This window comes from Streptomyces sp. NPDC005402 (assembly GCF_040606575.1).
Taxonomy (GTDB): Bacteria; Actinomycetota; Actinomycetes; order Streptomycetales; family Streptomycetaceae; genus Streptomyces.
The window spans coordinates 1-22,270 of record NZ_JBEXFB010000055.1 but is presented as its reverse complement, the minus strand read 5'-3'; the positions used below and the strand labels follow the sequence as shown (position 1 = coordinate 22,270).

Below are 22,270 nucleotides of genomic sequence, written 5' to 3'. Positions count from 1 at the left end.
GATCCGGCCGTGCAGCAGGGAGAGCGCGCACCAGCCCTGGGCGAGGGCGGTGAGCGCGGGGTCTGTGGCGGTCATGGGGCCTGCTTCCTCCGTCCGGCTACGGATAGGCCCAGGATATTGCATCGCTGAAACTTTCAGCGTCTGCTTCTATAGTGCGCGCGCAACTATCGCGCGGCTGTCAGACCCGTATCCCGCAGAGAGCGACTCCGATGACGACCCGGCCCCCCACCACGACCCTCTGGCGTCCGACCGGCCCCAGGGAACTGGACCTGGTCCGGGAGCTCGACTGGCGTGCCTGGCCGCCGAGACTGCCCGAGCAGCCGATCTTCTACCCGGTCCTCAACGAGGACTACGCGGTCAAGATCGCCAGGGACTGGAACGTCAAGCACGACGGCGCCGGCTTCGTGACCCGCTTCGATGTCGAGTCGGACTTCCTGCGCCGCTACCCCGTCCAGCAGGCGGGCGGTCGCACGATCCTCGAACTGTGGGTTCCGGCCGAGGAGCTCGACGAGTTCAACGCGCACATCGTCGGCCGGATCCAAGTCGTGCACGAGTTCCGATGAACTTCTGAGCTTCCGCTACGGCCGCACCAAGTGCCGCATGGCCAGGGCCAGTTGCAGCCGCAGTCGCCCCTGAGGCGAACGCAGCGGCCAGCCCAGCAGATGCTCCGCGTGGGACAGCCGGTCCTGGAGCGTGGAGTGGTGGACGCTGATCTCGGCGGCAGCCGCCCGCAGGCTCGCCGTCGAGACCACGGCGTGCAGCGTCGCGAGCAGCCAGGGCGTGCTCGCCCCCGCCGCCTCCAGCGCCCGGACGTCGGGCGGCGGCTCCGCGCCCGGCGCGACGAGGTCGGCCAGCAGCGCGACGCCGCCCAGTTCGTCGGCGTACACGGCTTTCGGTCCGGGATCCCGAGCCGTGCCCTCCGCGGTGAACCGCAGCGCGGTGCGGGCGTCCGCCCAGGACCGCGGCAGATCGAGCACGGGCACGGCGGGGCCCACCCCGACCCGCCCGGCGGGCAGTTCGGCGTCCGCCCGCCCGGCCACGATCCGGGGCCGCCCGTCCAGCGGGGCCAGCGCACGCGCGGAGGCCGCGGGGTCCAGTCCGAGCCGACGTGCCGCGTGCAGCCGAGCGGCCTCGGGGGCGGCGGCGTCCAGCAGGGTCTCGACCAGCGCGGGATCATCGGCGGGCGCGCGTCCTCGCGTACGGTCCAGAACGAGCCGTACGGCCCCGGCGGCCCGCTCCAGAATCACGGCGTCGACCACACTGGGCGTCGCCTCGGCCCGCTCCAGCCACAGCGCGGCGGCCCCACCGGGCGTCAGTGCGGTGGACGGCCAGCCGGGTTCCGGCGGCACCTCGGAGTCCCGGCGCGTCCCGTCGGCCTCGACCCGGATCTGCACCCGCCGCCCGGCGTCGACCAGCCGCGCGGGCACCCCGGCCAGCACGGCTGCCCCACGCACCAGAGCCTCCAGCCCGGCACGGGACTCGGCCAGCCGATCGAAGTAGGCGATCACCCGCACCGCGGCTCCGGCATCCGGATCCAGGGCGGTCAGGCGCCCGGCCAGCTCTTTCATACGCCCATGGTGCGGCATGGGGCGGGGGCGGGAGGAGTCCTCGGCCGGGTTGGCGGCGGTCGCAGGGCCGTAGGCGCGACGGAACGGCGTCTGCGGAAGGCTTCGCCGACGGCCTGACCCACGGCCCGGCGGCGCCCGAAGGGGCGCGAGCAAGCGCGCGACAGGCGACCAGCCCGCCGCGACCGCTCGACGCGCGGCCGCGCCGCTTCCTCCCACGTCGCTCCCCGCGACGCCCCTAGCCGCCCAGCAGCCTCCGCAACCACGCCAACTGGGCCGCACGCGCCGCCTGCGACAACGCGGCCTGCGGAGCGAATCCGTCGAACCCGTGGAAGCCTCCCGGCCACACATGCAGTTCGGCCACCCCACCCGCCTGCCAGATCCGGGACGCGTACGCGACGACCTCGTCCCGGAACGTCTCCGCCGACCCCACGTCGAGGAAGGCGGGCGGCAGTCCCGACAGGTCCTCGGCCCGGGCCGGCGCCGCGTACGCCGGAACGTCCGGGCCGCCCCGCAGCTCACCCAGCAGCGCCGTCCAGCCCGTCTCGTTGGCCGTACGGTCCCAGACGCCCAGTCCCGCCATCTGATGCGTCGACGGGCTGTCGTTGCGGTCGTCCAGCATCGGGCACATCAGCAGCTGCCCCGTCGGCCGCGGCCCCTTGCGGTCCCGGGTGAGCAGCGCCAGCGCCGCCGACAGCCCGCCTCCCGCGCTCGCACCGGCGATGACGATCCGCTCGGGGTCGCCACCGATCTCCTCCGCGTGCTCGGACGTCCACACGAGCCCGGCGTAGACGTCCTCGACCGGCGCCGGATGCGGATGTTCGGGCGCCAGCCGGTACTCGACCGACACCACCACCGCGTCCAGTTCCTTCGCCCAGGCCAGGGGACCGTCCACGCCGACGCGGTTGTTGCCGAGGACCATGCCGCCGCCGTGGACGTGGTAGATCACTGGACGTCCGGTGCCCGCGGGCGCCGCAGCGGCGGGTCGGCAGATCAGCAGCGAGATCTCCGGGGCGCCCTCCGGCCCGGGCACCGACCGGTCCTCCACCTCGAAGAAACCGCCGAGGGTCAGGTCCATGTCGGCCAGCATCTGGATGCCCGGCCCCTGGCGGACGAGCTCGATGTCCTCCAGGGTCATGCCGGGCGAGATCATCTCCTTGATCATGTCGAGGGCGGCGGCGAGTTCGGGATCGAAGGGGGGCGGGACGTACGTCATGGCTTCTCCTCACGCGGGGCGCGGCGGCTCGTGGCGTCATGATCGGGGCAACGGCGTCCGTCCGGGGCGCCGCCGTACGGCGGAACCTGCCCGCCGTACGGCGGGTGACGAGGGACGAGAATCCGACCTCTTCCCGTGTGACCTGCGGTTCCTTGCCATGGCGTGACCTGTTGTTCACCTTTTGTAGGTGGAAGGGGCGCCCGCCGGTGGCAACGCTGTCGATGCCCCCCATGCACAGGAGAACCAGTGAACGTCTCTCTCACCGTCTGGCTGCTGACCGTCGTCGCCCTGTGCGTCCTGGTCGGCGCCGACTTCTTCATCGGCCGCAAACCCCACGACGTGTCGGTCAAGGAGGCCGGCATCTGGACCGTCGTCTGGGTCGTGCTGGCGTGTCTGTTCGGACTCGGACTGCTCCTCTTCGGCGGTGGGAAACCGACGGGCGAGTTCTTCGCCGGATACATCACCGAGAAGTCGCTCAGCGTCGACAACCTCTTCGTGTTCGTCCTGATCATGGGGAAGTTCGCGGTGCCCTCGCAGTACCAGCAGCGGGTGCTGATGGTCGGCGTCGTGATGGCGCTCGTGCTGCGCGCCGGGTTCATCGCGGCCGGCGCGGCGATCATCACCGCGTTCTCCTGGGTGTTCTACCTCTTCGGCGCCTTCCTGATCTGGACCGCCTGGAAGCTCGTCCAGGACGCCCGCAAGGACGGACATGACGAGGAGTACGAGGAGAACAAGCTGCTGAAGACGGTGGAGAGGCGTTTCGGCGTCGCCGACCGCTACCACGGCACCAAGCTGTGGATCGAGGAGAACGGCAAGCGGGTCATGACCCCGATGCTGGTCGTGATGCTCGCCATCGGCTCCACCGACGTGCTCTTCGCGCTCGACTCCATCCCCGCGATCTACGGGCTCACCCAGGACCCGTACATCGTCTTCACCGCCAACGCCTTCGCCCTGATGGGCCTGCGCCAGCTGTACTTCCTCATCGGGGGCCTGCTGAAGAAGCTGGTCCACCTCAGCTACGGCCTGTCGATCATCCTCGGCTTCATCGGCGTCAAACTCGTTCTGCACGCCCTGCACGAGTCCGGCGTCCACGTCCCCGAGATCAGCATCCCCTTCTCCCTCGGCTTCATCGTCCTCGTCCTGACGATCACCACCCTGACGAGCCTGCGCGCCGCGAAGAAGCAGGAGCGGGCGGAGGCGGAACCCGTGGCGTGACGGGAAAACGACCTTCACGCGCCTCCCGGAGCAGTCCGCCCTTGACTTCGAGAGCACTCCAGGATCTAGCGTCGGCACGGTCGGCGAAGGCCCCGTGAACGGAGACGGACATGCGCGTGGGCGTGCACATCAACCGGTTCAACCACCCCGCGGGCGCGCCCGCTCTCGGTGCCGAGCTCGCCTCCGCGGGTGCCGCGGCGGAGGCGGCCGGGGTGAGCTGGCTGTCGGTGATGGACCACTACTTCCAGATGGAGTTCAACGGCGGCGCCGAGGACCCCATGCTGGAGGCCTACTCCACCCTGAGCTTCCTCGCGGCCCACACCGAGACGGTCCGGCTCTGCGCCCTGGTGACCGGAGTGACGTACCGCCACCCCGGCCTGCTCGCCAAGATCGCGACCACGCTCGACGTGCTCTCCGGCGGCCGGGCCGCCCTCGGCGTCGGAGCCGCCTGGTACGACCGGGAGCACGAAGGTCTCGGCGTGCCGTTCCCGCCCCTCGCGGAGCGCTTCGAGCGGCTGGAGGAGACCCTGCGGATCTGCCTGCAGATGTGGGATCCGACGGCGAACGGCCCCTTCGAGGGCACCCACTACCGGCTCGCCGAGACCCTGTGCGTACCGGCCCCGGTGAGCAGCCCGCACCCCGAGATCATGATCGGCGGCAGCGGCGAGAAGAAGACCCTGCGCCTGGTGGCCCGCTACGGCGACGCCTGCAACCTCTTCGCCACCTCGCCGGAGGAGGTCACGCACAAGCTCGACGTGCTGCGCCGGCACTGCGACACCGAGGGCCGGGATCACGACGAGATCCGCAAGACCATCACCTACACGCCCGACGGCGACGACCTGGACCTTTTCACCCGGGACATCACGGGCTACGGCAAGCTCGGCATCGACACGGTCATCCTCGCCCCGCGCACCGGAGCCCCCGCCGAGTGGATCGAACGCTTCGCGGCACCCGCGGTACAGCGGCTCGCGGAACTGGACTGACCCGCCCGCGCGGGATGCGGCCAGGTCTTCGTTCACACCGACGTCACCAGAACGAAGAGGGGCCGGAGTGCGAACACTCCGGCCCCTCTTCCAGGCATCGCGGGTCAGGCCGCTGCCACCTCACCGGCGTTGCTGTGCAGCTGCGCGACGACCTCGGTCAGCTGCGCGGCGACCTCCGCGTCGTCGGCCGGGTGGGTCTCGGCGAAGCGCACCACCGAGCCGGGGATCGACAGCTTGACGTCCTCGAGCACCTTGCCGCCGGCGATGCCCACGGCCTTGCGGGTCTCGTCCTGGGCCCACACACCGCCGAACTGACCGAACGCGGTACCGACCACCGCGACCGGCTTGCCGCCGAAGGCACCGGCGCCGTACGGACGCGACAGCCAGTCGATGGCGTTCTTCAGCACGGCCGGGATGGTGCCGTTGTACTCGGGGGAGAAGAGCAGGAACGCGTCGGAGGCCTGCGCGGTCTCACGCAGCCTGGCGGCGGCCGCGGGGACGGCGCCCTCCACGTCGATGTCCTCGTTGTAGAAGGGGATCTCGGCCAGGCCCTCGTAGAGCACGACCTCCGCGCCCTCGGGGGCGTGCTTGACGGCGGCTTCGGCGAGCTGGCGGTTGTGCGAGCCGGCGCGGAGGCTTCCGACGAGCGCGAGAATGCGAACAGACATGCGAACTCCAAGAGGGTGAAAAGTCGTAAGGATGCGGACCGGGGTCCGCTTAAGTTGTACCTCGTTAAGCGGACCCCGGTCCAGTTTTCTTCCCGCTGCTTTACGCTTATTTCATGTCCGCCGTCCTGCCGCCCCTGCCGACTCCCCCGGATCCCACCGATGAGCCCGAGCTGCTCCAGCTCGGGCTCCCCGACGACGAGCCCTGCCTGCGCGCCGACGCCGCGCGCAACCGGGCCCGGCTCCTGGAGGCCGCGGCCCGCCTGGTCGCGGAGCACGGGGCGGCCGGGGTGACGATGGAGGCGGTGGCCGCGGCCGCGTCGGTCGGCAAGGGCACCGTCTTCCGCCGCTTCGGCGACCGCACCGGCCTGCTGACGGCGCTGCTCGACCACTCCGAGCGGAACTTCCAGGCGGCCTTCCTCAGCGGCCCGGCCCCGCTCGGGCCCGGAGCGCCGCCCGTAGACCGGCTGCGCGCGTTCGGCCGCGCCACCCTGCGCCGGTCCGTCGACGAGATGGACCTGCAGCTGGCCGCCGAGCCGAGCCCGGAGCGCCGCTTCACCCCCGCCCCCCGCCGGGTCCACCACAGTCATGTGACCCTGCTGCTGCGCCAGGCCCGCCCGGACGCGGACTGCGAACTGCTTGCCCAGGCCCTGATGGGCTACCTCGATCCCGCCACCGTCCATCACCTCACCCGGAGGCGCCACATGCCGCTGGAGCGCCTGGAGAAGGGCTGGGACGACCTCGTCGACCGGCTCACCTGCACCGATCCACCACGGTGAGATCGGGTCGCGCCCCGGTCTGAAACACCGTCACAGCTTCTGCAAAGATGACGACCGTCATGGTGCAGATACCGAAAACGCCCGCGCCCGTTTCCCCCGCGACGCGCCCGGTTCCCACGAGCGCCGACGTGGCCCGCCTGGCCGGCGTCTCACGAGCGACCGTCTCCTATGTCCTGAACAACACCAGCGCCGTCCGGATCAGCGAGCCCACGCGCCGCCGTGTCCACGCGGCCGCCAAGGAACTCGGGTACGTCCCGCACGCGGCCGCCCGCAGCCTGCGCGCCGGCCACAGCCGGATGGTCCTGATGCCCGCCCCGTCCATCCCGGTCGGCCCGCTCTACAGCCAGTTCATCAGCGAACTCCAGTGGGCCCTGGGCCGGTTGGACTACACCGTCGTGCAGTACGGCAGCGTCGGCCTGCAGGGCGACGAGGCGGCCCGCGCCTGGGCCGAGCTGCGCCCGGTCGCCGTCCTGGTGCCCGGCGCGGGACTCGGCCCGCAGGGCGTGGCCCTGCTCCGGCGCTCCGGTGCCCGCGCGGTGGTCACCCTCGGTCCCGAGGCGGTCGAGGGGGCCCACGCGCTGCTCATGGACCACGCGGGCGTCGGTCACGGTGCCGCCACCCACCTGTACGCCCGCGGCCGGCGCCGCATCGGCGTCGTGGTGCCCGAGGAGGCCGGCCTGGAGGCCTTCTCGCTGCCCCGTCTGGCCGGTGTGCGCAGGGCCCTGCACGGCACGGACGCCACCCTGACGGAACTGCCCCTCGCCTACGAGGAGCAGGCCGCGGCCAAGCTCGCCGTCCGCTGGCGGGACCTCGGCCTCGACGCCGTGTTCGCGTACAACGACGAGTACGCGATGCTGTTAATGCGCGCCCTCCAGGACGAGGGCATCCGCATCCCGGAGGACACGGCGGTGATCGGCGCCGACGACCTGCTCCTCGGCCGGCTGCTGCGGCCCCGGCTGAGCACGGTCCACCTCGAGCTCCCGTCCGGCCGCGACCTCGCCGAACTGGTCGACCGCGCGGTGCGCGAACCGGGCACCGCGACCGAGACGCACACGGTGCTGGGTGCCACAGTGGTACAGCGCGACTCCAGCTGACGCAGGGAGGCCTGCCATGCGCACCACGGTCGGGATCATCGGCGGCGGCCCCGCCGGACTGCTCCTCGCCCGCCTGCTGCACCTGGCCGGCATCGACTGTGTCGTCCTGGAGAGCAGGACCCGGGAGTACGCCGAGCACCGCCAGCGCGCCGGGATGCTGGAGCAGGGCACGGTCGAGGCCCTGCGCGCCTGCGGTGCCGCCGGACTTCTGGACGCCGAGGGGCTGGTCCACCGGGGCATCGAGCTGCGGTTCGCGGGGGAGCGGCACCACCTCGACTTCCCCGCCCTCACCGGCGGCCGTACGGTCACCATCTACGCGCAGACCGAGATCGTGAAGGACCTCGTCGCACTCCAACTGGCCGAGGGGCCACCGCTGCTGTTCGAGGCGGAGGCCATGGCGGTCGAGAAGCCGCAGAGCGACGCCCCTGTCGTGCGGTTCCGGCACGAGGGCCGCGAACAGACGCTGACCTGCGACTGGGTCGCGGGCTGCGACGGCTTCCACGGCATCTCGCGCGGGGCGTTCCCGACGGCGACGAGCCGGACGTACGCGCACGACTATCCGTACTCCTGGCTCGGGATCCTCGCCGATGTCGCCCCGTCCTGCGAGGAGCTGATCTACGCCCGCGGAGAGCGCGGCTTCGCCCTGCACAGCATGCGCTCGCCGTCCGTCTCCCGGCTCTACGTCCAGGTCCCCAACGGCACCGACGCCGACGACTGGCCCGACGAGCGGATCTGGGACGAGCTCGCCGCCCGCTTCGCGATCGACGCCGACTGGACTCTCGCCCGAGGCCCCATCACCGCCAAGTCGGTGACACCCATGCGCAGTCACGTCCACGAACCGATGCGCCACGGCCGTCTCGTGCTGGCCGGTGACGCCGCGCACATCGTGCCGCCGACCGGGGCCAAGGGGCTCAACCTCGCCGTGTCGGACGTATCCGTCCTCGCCCGCGCCCTGACCGATCTGCACCGCACAGGATCGGCACAATTGATCGACAGATATTCGGAGTTGTGTCTTTCTCGTGTGTGGCAGGCCACCCGGTTCTCGTATGACATGACTAGGATGTTGCATGCTCAACCAAATGGGGATGCCTTCGAGAGCCGGATGCAGCTCGCACGGCTGCGCCGCATCACCGCATCCCGCCATGCGGCCGCCGAACTGGCCGCGAACTACACGGGACTACCGCTCCCGGTGTGAGTCCCACCGGTGATCGAACGGAGAGCCGTCATGTCGTTGCTCGACCCCAAGAGCTGGCAGCCCCACCCCCTGTCGGGACCTGAGTACGCGGTCACCGAACCCGCCACGGGCGACACGCTCGCCACCGTCACCCTCGCCGGCGGCGAGGACGTGGAGCGCTCCGCCGAGGCCGCTCGCGCCGCCCAGGCCGAGTGGGCCCGGCTCCCGCACTTCGTCCGGGCCGGGGTACTGCGCAAGGCCGGTGACCTGTTCGCCGCCCACGCCGACGAACTGCGCGAGTGGCTAGTCCGCGAGTCCGGGTCCATTCCCGGCAAGGCCGACTTCGAACTGCACGTGGCCGCCCAGGAGTGCTACGAGGCCGCCGCCCTCGCCTCCCGCCCCGCGGGCCAGGTCCTGCCCAGCGAGGCACCCCGGCTGTCCTACACGCGCCGGATCCCGGTCGGCGTGGTGGGCGTGATCTCCCCCTTCAACGCCCCGCTGATCCTCTCGATCCGCTCCGTCGCCCCGGCCCTCGCCCTCGGCAACGCCGTGATCCTGAAGCCGGACCCGCGCACCGCCATCTGCGGCGGTCTCTCGCTCGCCGCGGTCTTCGCCGAGGCCGGGCTGCCCGAGGGACTGTTCCATGTGCTGCCCGGCGGCCCGGACGTCGGCCAGGCCCTGGTCGCCGACCCGCGCGTCCCCGTCATCTCCTTCACCGGGTCGACCGCGGCGGGCCGCGCGGTGGGGGAGGCGGCCGGACGCCACCTCAAGCGCGCCCACCTGGAACTCGGCGGCAACTCCGCGCTCATCGTCCTGGAGGACGCGGACATCGAGGCCGTGATCTCCACGGCGGCCTGGGGATCCTTCTTCCACCAGGGTCAGATCTGCATGACGACGGGCCGCCACCTGGTCCACGACTCGCTGTACGCGGAGTACGTCGAGCGTCTGGCCGCCAAGGCCGACTCGCTCGCCGTCGGCGACCCCCACAAGGAGCAGGTCCACCTCGGCCCGATCATCGACGACAACCAGCTCGCCAAGATTCGCGGCCTGGTCGAGGCCAGCACCGCCCAGGGCGCCAAGCTGGCCGCCGGCGGCACCCACGAGAAGCTCTTCTACCGCCCGACGGTCCTCGCGGGCCTCGACGAGAGCTCGCCCGCCTACGCGGAGGAGGTGTTCGGCCCCGTCGCGCCCGTACGGTCCTTCAGCACGGTCGACGAGGCCGCCGCGCTGGCCGCCGCGGGACCGTACGGCCTCTCCCTCGGCATCGTCACCGGGGACGCGGCCCGCGGTCTCGACCTGGCGGAGCGGATCCCGACCGGCATCGTGCACATCAACGACCAGACGGTGAACGACGAGGCGGTCGCGCCCTTCGGCGGTATCGCCGCGTCCGGCACCGGCGCCCGCTTCGGCGGCGAGGCCAATGTGGAGGCCTTCACCGACGTGCGCTGGACGACGGTCCGCGCGGACGTGGCGACGTACCCCTTCTGATCCGGGGCGTTACTCGCCGTTCTGCTCGGCCTGGGCCTGCTGCGCGGCCACGGACTTGCGGACCTCGTCCATGTCCAGCTTGCGGGCCTGCCCGATGACGTCCGTCAGGGCCGACTCGGGCAGCGCCCCGGGCTGGGCGAACACCGCGACCTGGTCGCGGACGATCATCAGCGTCGGGATCGACTGGATACCGAAGGCCTGGGCCAGTTCCGGCTGCGCCTCGGTGTCCACCTTGCCGAACACCAGGTCGGGGTTGTCCTCGGCGGCCTTCTCGTAGACCGGCGCGAACTGGCGGCAAGGACCGCACCAGGACGCCCAGAAATCGATCAGGACGAACTCGTTGTCCGTGACCATCTGGTCGAAGTTCTCCTTGGTGAGCTCCACGGTGCTGCTCATGACGTGATCCCTCTTCCTGGTCTCGGAGCGAAGCCGTCGGCACAACACGGCTCGTCGGCCCGGTATTCCACAGCTGTCACCTCTGGGTATGCGGCGCGCGTACCCCTGGTGGCCCGAGCGCACACCACCCACCAGACTGGGCCCATGACGGAAACGGAAAACATCGCCCACAGCACTTACGACGTAGTGGTGCTCGGTGCCGGGCCCGTGGGGGAGAACGTGGCCGACCGCACCCGCGCGGCCGGCCTCTCCACCGCGGTCGTGGAGAGCGAACTGGTCGGCGGAGAGTGCTCCTACTGGGCCTGTATGCCCAGCAAGGCCCTGCTGCGGCCGGTGATCGCGCAGGCGGACGCGCGCCGCCTGCCGGGCCTGAGCGCCTCGGTGCAGGGCCACCTCGACACGGCAGCGGTCCTCGCACGCCGGGATTACTTCACCTCGAACTGGCAGGACGACGGCCAGGTCGGCTGGCTGGAGAGCGTCGGCGCCGACCTCCACCGCGGCCACGGCCGCCTCAGCGGAGAGCGCACGGTCACGGTCATCGGACCCGACGGCGTACGGACGGTGCTGACCGCGCGGCACGCGGTGGCCGTCTGCACCGGCACCCGGGCCGTGCTGCCCGACCTGCCGGGCCTCGACGACGTCAAGCCCTGGACCAGCCGCGAGGCGACCAGCGCCAAGGCGGCGCCCGGACGGCTCGTCGTGGTCGGCGGGGGAGTGGTCGCCACCGAGATGGCCACGGCCTGGCAGGCCCTCGGCTCCCAGGTCACGCTCCTCGTGCGCGGCAAGGGCCTGCTCAACCGCATGGAGCCATTCGCGGGCGAGCTCGTCGCCGAGGCGCTCACCGAGGCGGGCGTCAGCGTCCGCACCGGCACCTCGGTCGAGTCGGTCACCCGCGAGAACGGCACGGTCGTGGTCCTCACCGACACCGGCGACCGCATCGAGGCCGACGAGATCCTCTTCGCCACCGGACGCGCCCCGCGCACCGATGACATCGGCCTCGACACCGTCGGGCGGGAGCCAGGCAGCTGGCTGGAGGTCGACGACAGCCTCCGCGTCACCGGCAGCGACTGGCTCTACGCCGTCGGCGACGTCAACCACCGTGCGCTCCTCACCCACCAGGGCAAGTACCAGGCCCGCATCGCGGGCTCCGCCATCGCCGCCCGCGCCTCCGGGGCCCCGGTCCACGCGGACCCGTGGGGTGCTCACGCCGCGACCGCCGACCACGACGCCGTACCCCAGGTCGTCTTCACCGACCCGGAGGCCGCTGCCGTGGGCCTCTCCCTGGCGGAGGCCGAGCAGGCGGGCCACCGTGTCCGCGCGGTCGACTACGACCTCGCCTCGGTGTCGGGCGCCGGCCTCTACGGCGACGGCTACCGCGGCCGCGCCCGCATGGTCGTCGACCTGGAACGCGAGATCCTCCTCGGCGTCACCTTCGTCGGCCCGGGCGTCGGCGAACTGATCCACTCCGCGACGATCGCGGTCGCCGGACAGGTCCCGATCAGCAGGCTGTGGCACGCGGTCCCGTCGTACCCGACGATCAGCGAGGTGTGGCTGCGACTGCTGGAGGCGTACCGGGACAACTAGCCCGGCAGCTCGAAGCCCAGGGACGCGGCCGCCTGCTCCGGCGTCGGCTGCGTCCAGCGCTCGGCCATCGCCTGGTTCGAGGACAGCGAGCGCAGCTCGGCGCGGTCGAGGTAGAGCATGCCGTCGAGGTGGTCCGTCTCGTGCTGGACGATCCGCGCCGGCCAGCCGCTGAACACCTCGTCGACCGGGCGCCCGTTCTCGTCCTCGCACGTCAGCCGCACCTCGGCAGGCCGTGCCACCACGGCCTGCCACCCCGGCACACTCAGGCACCCCTCGAAGAACGCCGCCCGCTCGGTGCCGACCGGTTCGTACGACGCATTGACCAGAACCCGGAACGGCTGCGGCACCCGCCCACGCGCCAGCCGTACCTCTTCCGGTACGGGCGCCGGGTCCTCGATGACCGCGATCCGCAGCGGCACCCCCACCTGCGGGGCGGCCAGCCCCACGCCGGGCGCCGCGTGCATGGTGACGCGCAGGGCCTCGACGAAACGGGACAGGAGGGCGGCGTCCAGCTGGCCGTCGTAGCGCTCGGTGCCGCGCCGCAGGACCGGTTCGCCGGCCGCCACGATCGGCAGCGGACCGTCCGTGGCCAGGAGTTCCTCGACCAGCTCGGCAAGGGGCGCGCGGTGACTCGGAGTTGCCATCGCGCCAGGATGTCACGGAGTGCCTTGTGATGCAGGTCACTTGGATGCCCGGGAACTCGACGCCCCTCTTCTCCGACTACTGGACCGCCACCGTCCCCAGCCCTCGGAGAAACCGCCGATGTCCATCGCCCCCTCGACGACCACGGACGAGGCCCCCGGGCCGGCCGCCCCGGCGCCGGCCCCCAGCCGATGGGCCTCGCTGCGCCCGCTCGTGCTGCGTCTGCACTTCTACGCCGGTGTGTTCGTCGCGCCCTTCCTGCTCGTCGCCGCCGTCACCGGCTTCCTGTACGCCGGTGCGTTCCAGGCCGAGAAGATCGCCTACCGGGACGAGATGACCGTCGCCGCCGTGGGCGACAGCAAACTGCCCCTCTCCGACCAGGTGGACGCCGCCCGCAAGGCGCACCCCGAAGGCACCGTCTCGGCGATCCGCCCCTCGCCCGCGGCCGACGCCACGACCAGGGTGCTGCTGTCCGGCGTGCGGGGAGTCGACCCGGACCACACCCTCGCCGTGTTCGTCGACCCGTACACCGGCAAGGTCCGCGGCGCCCTGGAGCAGTACGGCTCGACCGGCGCGCTGCCGCTGCGCACCTGGATCGACGAGTTCCACCGCGACCTCCACCTCGGCGAGAACGGCCGCCTCTACAGCGAGTTCGCCGCGAGCTGGCTGTGGGTGATCGCGGGCGGCGGCATCGTGCTGTGGTTCTCCCGCCGCCGGGCCCTGCGCAAGGTCCGCGGCACCAGCGGGCGGCGCCGCACCCTGGGGCTGCACGGCAGCGTCGGCGTCTGGGCCGCCGCGGGCTTCTTCTTCCTGTCGGCGACCGGACTGACCTGGTCGACGTACGCCGGCGCCAACATCGACGAACTGCGCACCTCGCTCGGCCAGTCCACGCCGTCGGTCTCGGCGGCCGCGGGCGGCGACCACTCCGGCCACGGCGCGTCCGCCTCGGCCGGGGACGCCGAGCACGGGGTCGGCCTCGACAGGGTGCTGGCCGCCGCCCGCGCCGAAGGGCTCGGCGACCCCGTCGAGATCGTGCCGCCCGCCGACGAGTCGTCGACCTATGTCGTACGGCAGGTGCAGCGCAGCTGGCCCGAGAAACAGGACTCGGTCGCCGTCGACCCGACCAGCGGCGAGGTCACCGACACCGTGCGGTTCGCGGACTACCCGCTGCTCGCCAAGCTGACCCGCTGGGGCATCGACCTGCACACCGGCGTCCTGTTCGGGCTGGTCAACCAGATCGCCCTGATGCTCCTCGCGCTGTCGCTGGTCCTTCTGATCGTGTGGGGTTACCGCATGTGGTGGCAGCGCGGCCGGGGCTCCGCCTTCGGGCGTCCGATCCCGCGCGGCGCCTGGCAGCAGGTGCCGCCGCAGATTCTGGTGCCCGGCGTGGTGGCCGTCGCCGTCCTCGGCTACTTCGTGCCGCTGTTCGGCATTCCGCTGGCCGGCTTCGTCGTTGCCGACGTGATCCTCGGCGAGATCGCGCACCGGCGGGGGAGGAAGAGCGCCACGGTCTGAGACGCGCGTGGGCCCGGTTCCCGTGCGGAACCGGGCCCACGTCATGTCGAGAGCTACTCGAAGTCGCCCGCCAGGGCCGAGGCGAGGCGCAGATGCGGCTCGGCCTCGGCGTGCCGTCCTTGCCGCTGGAGCGTGCGACCGAGCATCAGCCGGGCGTACTGCTCGACCGGGTCGCGCTCGACGATCACCCGCAACTCGGTCTCCGCGCGCCGCAGTTGGGCCGAGTGGTAGTAGGCGCGCGCCAGCAGCAGCCGCGGTCCGGTCTGCTCCGGCACCTCCTCGACCAGGCCGTCCAGGACCCGCGCCGCCGTGTCGTACTCCTTGGCGTCGAAGAACATCCGCGCGCGCTCCCAGCGCTCCGCCGGTGTCCCGTGGCCGTAGTACGTGGTCTCCACTGGTTCCTCCTTCGACTTCGAGGCCGACAACCGAACCAGGTGGTTCAATATTCCACTACTTGGTGAGGTCGGCGAGCTCCTCGTCGGCCCGCTCGGTGATGAGGCTCAGTACGCGTCCGGCGACCGCGAGGTCCTGTGCGGGGATGCCGGCGTAGACCCGGGCGGTGATGGGGGCGGTCTCGGCGGACGTCGTCTCGAACAGCGCCCGTCCGGCGTCCGTGATCCGCACCTGGGACGACTCATGGCGAGCCAGCAGCCCCGCGGAGACCAGCTCGTCGACCACGGAGTGCGCCTGCGTCGCGTCGATCTTCAGCGCGCCGACGAGACCTTCGGCGATGCGGTCCCGCTCGACCGGCCCCTCCGCGACGGCGGCCAGCCGCAGTGTGACGGACTGCTGGAAGGTCGCGCCGTGGCGGGCCAGGACGTTCTCCAGAAGCGCGCGGGCCGCGTAGTGGGCCAGGGCTATGACGCGGGGGTTGAGGACGGGGGTGTCGGGAGTGGTGGTGGTCATGACTGCTCCTTGAGGTTCTCGTTCGTCGCGTCGAGAGGTGCGTCGAGCAGGGCCGTCAGCTCACGCTTGAACTCCCGCGTGCGTGCGCTGTCCAGGCCTCCGAGCGGTGCCAGCAGTTGCTCCAGGAGACCCTGGACGACCTCGATGGCCTGCCCGGTCCGCTCGCGGCCCTCCTCGGTGAGCGCCAGTTGCACCGCGCGCGGGTCGCGTGGGTCGCGGGCGCGCTCCAGGAGCCCGGCGCTCTCCAGGGAGCGCGCCAGCTTGGAGACATAGAGCGGTTCGAGGCCGGTCCGGTCGGCGAGGCGACGCTGGCTGGGGCGTTCGCCGCCGCGCTGCATGCCGTACAGCGAGGCCACCAGCGAGTACTGGGCGTGCGTCAGGCCGAGCGGCGCCACCGCTCGGTCCACCGCGACCCGCCACTTCATCGACAGTCGCCAGACCAGGAAACCGGGCGTCGCGCCCTCGGATGCCGTACTCATACTCGACACAGTACATGGCTACTATATCCATGGCTACTATTTTCGATGCAGCGGCGGACCGCCTGGGGCGCGCCTGGCACGGAGCCCGGGGGACGGCCTGACGGGAAACGCTTCACGGGGCTAGGTTGGGCGCCATGAGCAATCTTGATCGCCAGGCGGTTCCCGCCCTGTGCGGCGGCCGCGGCTTCGTGGTGGCGGAACCCGTGCGCGAACTCCTCAGCCCCCGCCGCGTCAAGCTCGGCGAGTCCAGCGAGGTGCGCAGGCTGCTGCCCAACCTCGGCCGCCGCATGGTCGGGGCCTGGTGCTTCGTCGACCACTACGGCCCCGACGACATCGCCGACGAGCCGGGCATGCAGGTGCCCCCGCACCCCCACATGGGCCTGCAGACGGTGAGCTGGCTGCACCAGGGCGAGGTCCTGCACCGCGACAGCACCGGCAGCCTCCAGACCATCCGCCCCCGTGAACTGGGCCTGATGACCTCCGGCCGCGCGATCAGCCACTCCGAGGAGAGCCCGAAGTCGCACGCGCGGTTCCTGCACGGCGCCCAGCTCTGGGTCGCCCTCCCGGACGGGGACCGCCACACCGACCCGCACTTCGAGCACCACACCGGGCTGCCGCAGATCACGGCCCCGGGCCTGACGGCCACGCTCATCCTGGGCGACCTCGACGGCGCACGCTCACCCGGAACGGCGTACACCCCCATCGTCGGCGCCGACCTGACCCTCGCCCCCGGCACGGACGTACGCCTGCCGCTGGAACCGGACTTCGAGTACGCCGTCCTGTCCATGTCCGGCGAGGCTCACGTGGACGGGGTGCCGGTGCTGCCGGGCTCGATGCTCTACCTCGGCTGCGGCCGCACCGAACTCCCGCTGCGCGCCGAGTCGGACGCGGGCCTGATGCTCCTGGGCGGCGAGCCGTTCGAGGAGGAGCTGGTCATGTTCTGGAACTGGATCGGGCGGTCCCAAGAAGAGATCGTACAGGCCCGTCGGGACTGGATGGAAGGCACACGGTTCGGTGAGGTGAAGGGGTATGACGGTGCCCCGCTGCCTGCTCCGGAACTGCCGCCTGTGTCGTTGAAGCCGCGGGGCAGAGTACGTTGACCTGCAGGAATGCCTGCGTTTCGGTGATGTTGTCGAGTGGGACGCGGCCAGACAACGCCTCCCGCCGTCGGCCGCTTGCAGGAGGACGGTCGACCGCGTTGCCGTCTCGGGTGCGGGTGAGCGCCGGTTCCACGGTGTGGCCGTCTGTGGGCGGCTGTGGCAGAGCCCTTGCTGACTTTTGCTGACTTTTCTGACGCTCAGTCAGGCTAGGTCGCGAAGTTCTTCTCGAAGCCCAGTCGCTTTCCCACGGCCTCGCGGATTTGACGGTGACCAAGTGAACGCTGGTCTGAGGTGTGGTTGAGGCAGGTGCCGGTACGGATCGACGGGTCTCGCGCTGTCGCCTTGTGGAGAGTCGACAAGGCCGGGTGTCGTCCCTGATCGCCTCGCATCGCGATTTCCGTCCGATACGGGGGTGCGCTGCGCTGCAAAATCACCAGCAGGTTCTTCGTCTCTTGGTGGTACACGCTCACTGTCGCCTCTGACGCGTAAATACCAGCGCAAGTGGGCATCGTTGCAGGTGACAGGCCTGACCTCCCGCCTTGCGGTGTTGATCAAAGGATTCGGGGCCTCCGGCATGCCATTTACCAGCCCCCCGGCGCGCACCGAAGGTGCGCTGGATCGCTGACCTGCGGCAAAGAGTCGAATCGTCTGCCGCTGAGCCGAGTTGGTCCGCACCTGGACCGGGGTTTTCTGGTGTCCACGTGGTCCAAGTCGGGAACGTTTGGCCTGGTCAGGGCCTTGTGGTTCAGGAGCGCGTCGACGCTGTTGGTGACACGCGGGTGACAGGTGTGACCGATGCGGACCCCCGGCTTGATCCGGCGGGCCACGAACAAGGGCGGCTGTCGAGAACCCTGAGCGCGTGCCATCGAAGTTGAGCGGCATGCTGGTCAGCGCCCCCGCATCAGGAGGTGGTCCGGAGACCGGGAACTGCGGCGTCGCTGCCGTTCTGTCGCGCCCGGGGTGCAGGCGCGGGGTCGGCGCCGAACGGTTCGGTCTGCAGACCAACTACCCAGACGGCAGGGGCCTCACGTCCGATGGACTGCGCAGCAATCGCCGTTACGGCTCCATGAGTTGCGGCACACCCCCTTTTCGGAACAAGTGCGCGAAAGGAATGCTGGGTTGGTCGCGCGCCATTTCGGTACGCCGCTCGCTAGGCAGTGGGCGCGGCAGGGCTGAGCTGACGGGACTCGACCGCCTGCAGCAGGGGCGATCAGGGCCTGGCGGCCATCGGCCCGGCGTCACCCCCGCGGGCCCCGGTCACTACTGGATCGCCCCTGGGACCGACGGCGGCGCCTCCCGTGCCGTGACCGTGTCGCGTGCCGACGCGCGGACGTCGGGGTGCGCGTGCCGGCGCAGGGTGCGGAGCTGGCCGCGCCACGGCTCCGTCCACCGAGAGCGGCTGCCGCCGGAGACGGTGAGCCTGATGGCGAACAGGCCCTGGGCCAGGCCCGGTTCCGCGCCCAGCGTGCGGGCGGTCTCCAACCACGCGTCTGGCAAGGGGCCGCTGATCGAGCTGAGCCGCGAGCTGAGCCCTTCGGCGATGTCCCGAGCGAGCAGCGGACGCCCTTCGCAGTCGGCAGCCAATCGGCCCAGGCCCGACGACAGCGCGGTGGCGTCCTTGTTCAGTTCGAGGGCGTACAGCCGGAGTTCGGCGACGGAGCGCGCGAAATCCTCGTGCCCGGCGGCGGTGTCGGCGGCGCGCAGCAGCACGCCCGCCGTCGGCCGGCCCCCGCCCCGGTAGCGATGGTGGAGCAGGAGGTGGTGCAGCAGGCTCGCGGCCCGCTGCCGGGCCGGCTGGTCGCGTTCGGGCTCGGCGTCGGGCTGGTCCGGGTCTCCTGTGGCTTCCAGCATCGCCCGCAGGGCCCGAAAGTACGGGCCGTCGTCGTCCGCCGCGAGCTCAACCAGCTCCTGCCCGGCCATCGCCCACACCGCCCGATCGGCAAGGTCCGTGGTGGCGGCCACCAGCATCTCGGCGATCTCCGGCCGCCACGGTGCCCATTCCGCCAGTGCTGGGAACAGCGCCGCAGCCGTTTCCGGCTCGAGCGGCTCGCAGGCGCGATGCAGCAGCCCTGCGTACCGGGCCCGATGCTCCTCGTCCACCTCGGCCACGGCCGCCCGTGCCAGCTCCTGGCGGAGCTCCGTGCGTCCCTGCGCGGCCGACTCCAGCATGGGCCAGCCGGCAGGCTCTGCCAGCATCCCCCGGGCAAACGCGACGCACACCGACTGCACGTCGTGGTGCTGCCCGGGCAGCTCGAACGCTTCCCGCAGCAGCGGCGCCGCCTGCGCCGGGGGCAGCATCGTCGCCGCGAGGCGCACCGCCTCCTTGCGGCTGGTGACCTTCACCGTCCGCGGGTCCTTCGGCGTGAGCAGCCTGCGGAGCTCCGTGGCCAGCCGCGACGGCGCGACGTACCGGGCGGCCCGCGTCGCCGCGTAGACCGCGACCCGGGCGCGGTCGCCGCCCGCGTGCTCCAGCAGCAGCGGCAGCACCTCGTCCGGGCGGTCGGTCCACGGCAGTGCGCCCAGGGCCGCCTCCGCCAGCGGGACGTTCGACGATCCCGTGGAGCGGCCGACGACTTCCAGGCCCGCCTCCGGGATCACTGCCGCAGCTGAGAGGGCCTGGACGCGCACATGCATCAACTGCCCAGCGTCGCCCGCCGTGCGCGCGAGCAGCTCCGCCGCCGCCCGCTGCTGGCGCGGCACCCAGCGGTGGGCCCGGTAGGTGGGTGGCGTCCAGTGACTGCGGGCGGTCAGGAAGCGGCCGTATGGTGGGGTCTCCGCCAGCACCGGGTCGAGCAGGTCCGTACGCCGCCCCGTCAGGACTCTCAGAACGGACGGCAGGACGGCGGCGGACGGCTCCAGCCGCACGATCCGCTCCACCCGCTCGTCGCGCCCCTTCGGCTGCTCCAGCCAAAGGTCGACGGCGGTGCGGACGGACGCGTCGTTTCCGAACTGAACGGCCTGCCACAGGTATTCCTGGAGTTCGGCCATCCCCCACGCGCGCCGCCCGAGTGCCCGTACGAGTGCGAAGACCAGCGAGTAGTCGGCCTTGTCGGTGGCGGCCTCCAGCCACGGCCGTAGCGCCGCCAGCACCTCGTACTCCTGGCCGCGCCGCAGCACGATGTCGAGGCGCCCGACGTTCGCGCCGCCGGTGTGGCCGGACAGCCGGGTGAGGGTGTCGAGGGCCCAGCCGACGAGCCGCGTGCCACCCGTGACGGCGTGCTCGCGCAGCACGGACAGGGCGAGCGTGCTGAGCGCGTGACGGGTGCTCCAGGAGGAGTCGCGGGCTTCGACGGCGTCGATGGCGATTCGTCCGAGGTCCTCGGCGGCGTCCTCCGCGAACAGCGAAGGGCGCACCTCCGCCAGTGCGGAGAGGGCGGCGCTGCGGACCGGGTCCTGTTCATTGCGCAGCCGCAGCAGCGCACGCAGCAACCGGCTCACTTCCTGTGGGTCGCGGGAGCGTGCTGCGTTGCGGACGAGCAGTGGGTACGCAATGGCGCGGTCGTCCGCGGCGGAGCGGCGGACGGCGTTGAGAAGGTCGTCACGGACCTCGTCCGGCGGCAGATAGGCGGCTGCCGTCAGTATCTGCGTCCAGGGCGCGCCCCTGCCACGGGCCAGCGTCGCCATCCGCCGAGCCTCGGCAGTGCGCCGCTCGTACGGCAGTACGTCGAGCAGCGCGGGGCTGAGGTCCGCGTGGGCGAGGTCCTTGCCCTCCATCGCCGCGTCGAACAGGGCGCCACGGCGGGAGGGCGGCAGGCAGGCCAGCAGCCGGGCGAGAGCGGCTGCGTTGTCGTTCCAGGCACGGGCGAGGTCGGTGAGTTCCGCCGGGGCGTGGCGGACGAGGCGGCGCAGCACGGCGGGTTCGAGGTGGCCGCTGTTCAGCCGGGACCGCAGCTTCGGGCAGAGCAGCAGCCGCACCGTGCGGCCGGGATCCGCCTCGACCAGGAGGTGCAGCTTGCGGTCCACGGGCATCGGCAGCGTCTCATAACGCTCGAGCACAGCCAGCACGCCGAGCGGATCCCGTTCGGCGAGGAGCGCGAGCGCGTCCGCGTGGGACGCCAGCCAGCCGTCCCGTACGACGCCGGGGAAGGTGTCGAGCTGCCGCTCCATCTCGGCGAGCAGCAGAGCGGGATGGCGGGCGGCGAGCAGCCGGTAGGAGCTCAGTCCGCGGAAGAGGCGGGGCAGCAGCCGGGCGGCGGTCTCCGCCGTGCAGGCGGCGAGCAGTTCCGCGGCGGCCTCGGCGCCCCATCGCCGGTACGTCGGTTCGACCAGCGCCTCGGCGAGGCCCGTACGCCCCGCCACGGCGATGGTGTGCACGAGCTGCTGCCGCACGGCGGCGGGTGCGTCCTCGATGGCCTCGATCACGATGGCGTCCGTGAGCCGCCCCTGCCGCAGCGCCCTGATTGCGGGGGCGCGGACGAGGCTGTCGGGGTCCGCGAGGCAGCCCTCCAGATACGCGTCGTGGCGCCCCATGTCCGCCACGGTGGCGGCGAGCCGCCGCCCTTGGACGCCGTGGGCGGCGAGCCCGGTCACCAGCTCGTCTACCGCCCCCATTGCCGCGGCGCGCCGGGCAGCCGAGGCCAGCTCACGCATGCGGTGGGGGTAGGAGAGCCGGTCAACGGCTGTGAGCAGGTGTTCGGCACGCTGGGACATGAGGGCGATTCTGCCTGGCGGGCGGGGGTGGCGCCTGCGGATTTCGGCGGGGCGGGGGTCATCGTGCGGCAGGCTGTGTGGCTGTCTGTGCGAGCTCTGTGGCAGCCAATGCAAGCTCGGTCAGGCAGGGGAGGAGGCTTCGGCTCGGAGTACCTGAGTAGATATCGTGTCGGGTTGCCTGGAGTGCAACGATGCGCCCAGACAACCGACTGCAGGCTCTAGAAGAAGCCGAGTTTCTTCGGACTGTACGAAACAAGAAGGTTCTTCGTCTGCTGGTAGTACATCTACTCATGCGGCTCTGACCAGCGCGAATGAGGGCTCGTGAGCCCAGCGTCGGGGCCATCGGCCCGTGTATGGTCCGGATCTTGGTCGTGCGTCGGTCAGGGCTGGTGTGCGGGCACAGTCGCACGGGTGTCGGCGCGGATGTGACGAGGAGCGTGAGGGAGAGCGATGCCTTCGCTCACGGCGGGCGCAAGAAGCCCTGGTCCGCGCGCACATGGGGTGCGACGACGAGTCACTATGCCAGTCTGAGGTGACCACGACCGAGTCGGATTGCCAAGATCGACGTCTCCGCTGCCGCGAAGGAGAGCTGGTGACGTTCGTCGTGAAGTTGTCCACTCAGGGGCGCTGACCTGCCGTGATGCGGCGCTATCCATGGCTGACCTGTGGCGATGGCTCTTTCTGCGTCTTTCATAGGCGCGCCGTTTTATGCGGTCGATCCTCCTGTCAACGGCCACTGAGATACCCAGGCGGGTGGCCGTTGGTTGACCAGGCTGGTGGCCATCAGAAACCCAGGTGTGTGGCCGGTGGTGTTCCTGG

At 71.5% G+C, this 22,270-nt stretch carries 19 protein-coding genes and 1 pseudogene; 10 read left to right on the top strand and 10 right to left on the bottom strand.

Features of this window, described 5'->3' with window-relative positions:
* Positions 1 to 75: pseudogene (locus ABZT02_RS45120) on the bottom strand (MarR family transcriptional regulator); the annotation flags it as partial.
* A 134-nt stretch (positions 76 to 209) separates the two neighbouring features.
* On the opposite strand from ABZT02_RS45120, the gene ABZT02_RS45115 reads away from it, so the two are divergent.
* Positions 210 to 563, top strand: a complete 354-nt coding sequence (locus tag ABZT02_RS45115; RefSeq protein WP_356029100.1) for a hypothetical protein — start codon at positions 210 to 212, stop codon at positions 561 to 563.
* Between the two features lie 15 nt (positions 564 to 578).
* Here ABZT02_RS45115 and ABZT02_RS45110 read toward each other — a convergent pair whose 3' ends face one another.
* Together ABZT02_RS45110 and ABZT02_RS45105 are read right to left on the bottom strand one after the other, a co-directional pair.
* Complete coding sequence (locus ABZT02_RS45110) at positions 579 to 1,568, bottom strand: helix-turn-helix domain-containing protein (protein ID WP_356029098.1); 990 nt, start codon at positions 1,566 to 1,568, stop codon at positions 579 to 581.
* Positions 1,569 to 1,803: 235 nt separating this feature from the next.
* Positions 1,804 to 2,781 carry an alpha/beta hydrolase gene (locus ABZT02_RS45105; protein WP_356029096.1) on the bottom strand — a complete coding sequence of 326 codons (978 nt, stop codon included), beginning with the start codon at positions 2,779 to 2,781 and terminating at the stop codon, positions 1,804 to 1,806.
* A 246-nt stretch (positions 2,782 to 3,027) separates the two neighbouring features.
* Between ABZT02_RS45105 and ABZT02_RS45100 the strand changes: the two genes are divergently transcribed.
* Positions 3,028 to 3,996 (top strand): TerC family protein, encoded by a 969-nt coding sequence (locus ABZT02_RS45100; protein ID WP_356029094.1) that lies wholly within the window; start codon positions 3,028 to 3,030, stop codon positions 3,994 to 3,996.
* A 110-nt stretch (positions 3,997 to 4,106) separates the two neighbouring features.
* On the top strand, positions 4,107 to 4,979 hold the full coding sequence (locus ABZT02_RS45095) for an LLM class F420-dependent oxidoreductase (protein ID WP_356029092.1): 873 nt from the start codon (positions 4,107 to 4,109) through the stop codon (positions 4,977 to 4,979).
* 104 nt (positions 4,980 to 5,083) lie between these two features.
* On the opposite strand, the gene ABZT02_RS45090 is transcribed toward ABZT02_RS45095, so the two are convergent.
* Positions 5,084 to 5,647 (bottom strand): NADPH-dependent FMN reductase, encoded by a 564-nt coding sequence (locus ABZT02_RS45090; protein WP_356029090.1) that lies wholly within the window; start codon positions 5,645 to 5,647, stop codon positions 5,084 to 5,086.
* A gap of 113 nt (positions 5,648 to 5,760) precedes the next feature.
* Here ABZT02_RS45090 and ABZT02_RS45085 point away from each other — a divergent pair, with 113 nt between their 5' ends.
* The 4 genes from ABZT02_RS45085 to ABZT02_RS45070 are packed head-to-tail and all read left to right on the top strand — an operon-like array spanning position 5,761 to position 10,179.
* Complete coding sequence (locus tag ABZT02_RS45085) at positions 5,761 to 6,423, top strand: helix-turn-helix domain-containing protein (RefSeq protein ID WP_356029088.1); 663 nt, start codon at positions 5,761 to 5,763, stop codon at positions 6,421 to 6,423.
* A 59-nt stretch (positions 6,424 to 6,482) separates the two neighbouring features.
* On the top strand, positions 6,483 to 7,517 hold the full coding sequence (locus ABZT02_RS45080) for a LacI family DNA-binding transcriptional regulator (RefSeq protein ID WP_356029086.1): 1,035 nt from the start codon (positions 6,483 to 6,485) through the stop codon (positions 7,515 to 7,517).
* Between the two features lie 16 nt (positions 7,518 to 7,533).
* Entirely contained in the window at positions 7,534 to 8,712 is a 1,179-nt protein-coding gene (locus ABZT02_RS45075; RefSeq protein WP_356029084.1) for a 4-hydroxybenzoate 3-monooxygenase, read from the top strand.
* Positions 8,713 to 8,742: 30 nt separating this feature from the next.
* A complete protein-coding gene (locus tag ABZT02_RS45070; protein WP_356029082.1) occupies positions 8,743 to 10,179 on the top strand; it encodes a benzaldehyde dehydrogenase in 1,437 nt (478 codons plus the stop codon).
* A 9-nt stretch (positions 10,180 to 10,188) separates the two neighbouring features.
* Here ABZT02_RS45070 and trxA read toward each other — a convergent pair whose 3' ends face one another.
* Complete coding sequence (gene trxA, locus ABZT02_RS45065) at positions 10,189 to 10,575, bottom strand: thioredoxin (protein ID WP_356029080.1); 387 nt, start codon at positions 10,573 to 10,575, stop codon at positions 10,189 to 10,191.
* 144 nt (positions 10,576 to 10,719) lie between these two features.
* On the opposite strand from trxA, the gene ABZT02_RS45060 reads away from it, so the two are divergent.
* On the top strand, positions 10,720 to 12,159 hold the full coding sequence (locus ABZT02_RS45060; protein ID WP_356029078.1) for an NAD(P)/FAD-dependent oxidoreductase: 1,440 nt from the start codon (positions 10,720 to 10,722) through the stop codon (positions 12,157 to 12,159).
* Here the strand turns inward: ABZT02_RS45060 and ABZT02_RS45055 are convergent.
* Positions 12,156 to 12,803, bottom strand: coding sequence for a peptide deformylase (locus tag ABZT02_RS45055; protein WP_356029076.1), 648 nt, complete (start codon positions 12,801 to 12,803; stop codon positions 12,156 to 12,158). The two genes, ABZT02_RS45060 and ABZT02_RS45055, sit on opposite strands and share 4 nt — an antisense overlap.
* Before the next feature lie 118 nt (positions 12,804 to 12,921).
* On the opposite strand from ABZT02_RS45055, the gene ABZT02_RS45050 reads away from it, so the two are divergent.
* Positions 12,922 to 14,316 (top strand): PepSY domain-containing protein, encoded by a 1,395-nt coding sequence (locus ABZT02_RS45050; protein WP_356029074.1) that lies wholly within the window; start codon positions 12,922 to 12,924, stop codon positions 14,314 to 14,316.
* A 53-nt stretch (positions 14,317 to 14,369) separates the two neighbouring features.
* On the opposite strand, the gene ABZT02_RS45045 is transcribed toward ABZT02_RS45050, so the two are convergent.
* Genes ABZT02_RS45045 through ABZT02_RS45035 form a run of 3 tightly spaced genes read right to left on the bottom strand, consistent with a single transcriptional unit; the run spans position 14,370 to position 15,701 of the window.
* A complete protein-coding gene (locus ABZT02_RS45045; RefSeq protein WP_356029072.1) occupies positions 14,370 to 14,711 on the bottom strand; it encodes a tetratricopeptide repeat protein in 342 nt (113 codons plus the stop codon).
* 55 nt (positions 14,712 to 14,766) lie between these two features.
* A complete protein-coding gene (locus tag ABZT02_RS45040) occupies positions 14,767 to 15,222 on the bottom strand; it encodes a MarR family winged helix-turn-helix transcriptional regulator (protein WP_356029070.1) in 456 nt (151 codons plus the stop codon).
* The gene (locus ABZT02_RS45035) at positions 15,219 to 15,701 is read right to left on the bottom strand and encodes a MarR family transcriptional regulator (RefSeq protein WP_356029068.1); all 483 of its coding nucleotides are present in this window, start codon (positions 15,699 to 15,701) and stop codon (positions 15,219 to 15,221) included. The genes ABZT02_RS45040 and ABZT02_RS45035 overlap by 4 nt, the downstream gene beginning before the upstream one ends.
* Positions 15,702 to 15,835: 134 nt before the next feature.
* On the opposite strand from ABZT02_RS45035, the gene ABZT02_RS45030 reads away from it, so the two are divergent.
* Positions 15,836 to 16,801: a pirin family protein gene (locus ABZT02_RS45030; protein ID WP_356029066.1), complete on the top strand. Its 966-nt coding sequence runs from the start codon at positions 15,836 to 15,838 to the stop codon at positions 16,799 to 16,801.
* Between the two features lie 1,260 nt (positions 16,802 to 18,061).
* Here ABZT02_RS45030 and ABZT02_RS45025 read toward each other — a convergent pair.
* Positions 18,062 to 21,451: a hypothetical protein gene (locus ABZT02_RS45025; protein WP_356029064.1), complete on the bottom strand. Its 3,390-nt coding sequence runs from the start codon at positions 21,449 to 21,451 to the stop codon at positions 18,062 to 18,064.
* Positions 21,452 to 22,270: the final 819 nt, after the last annotated feature.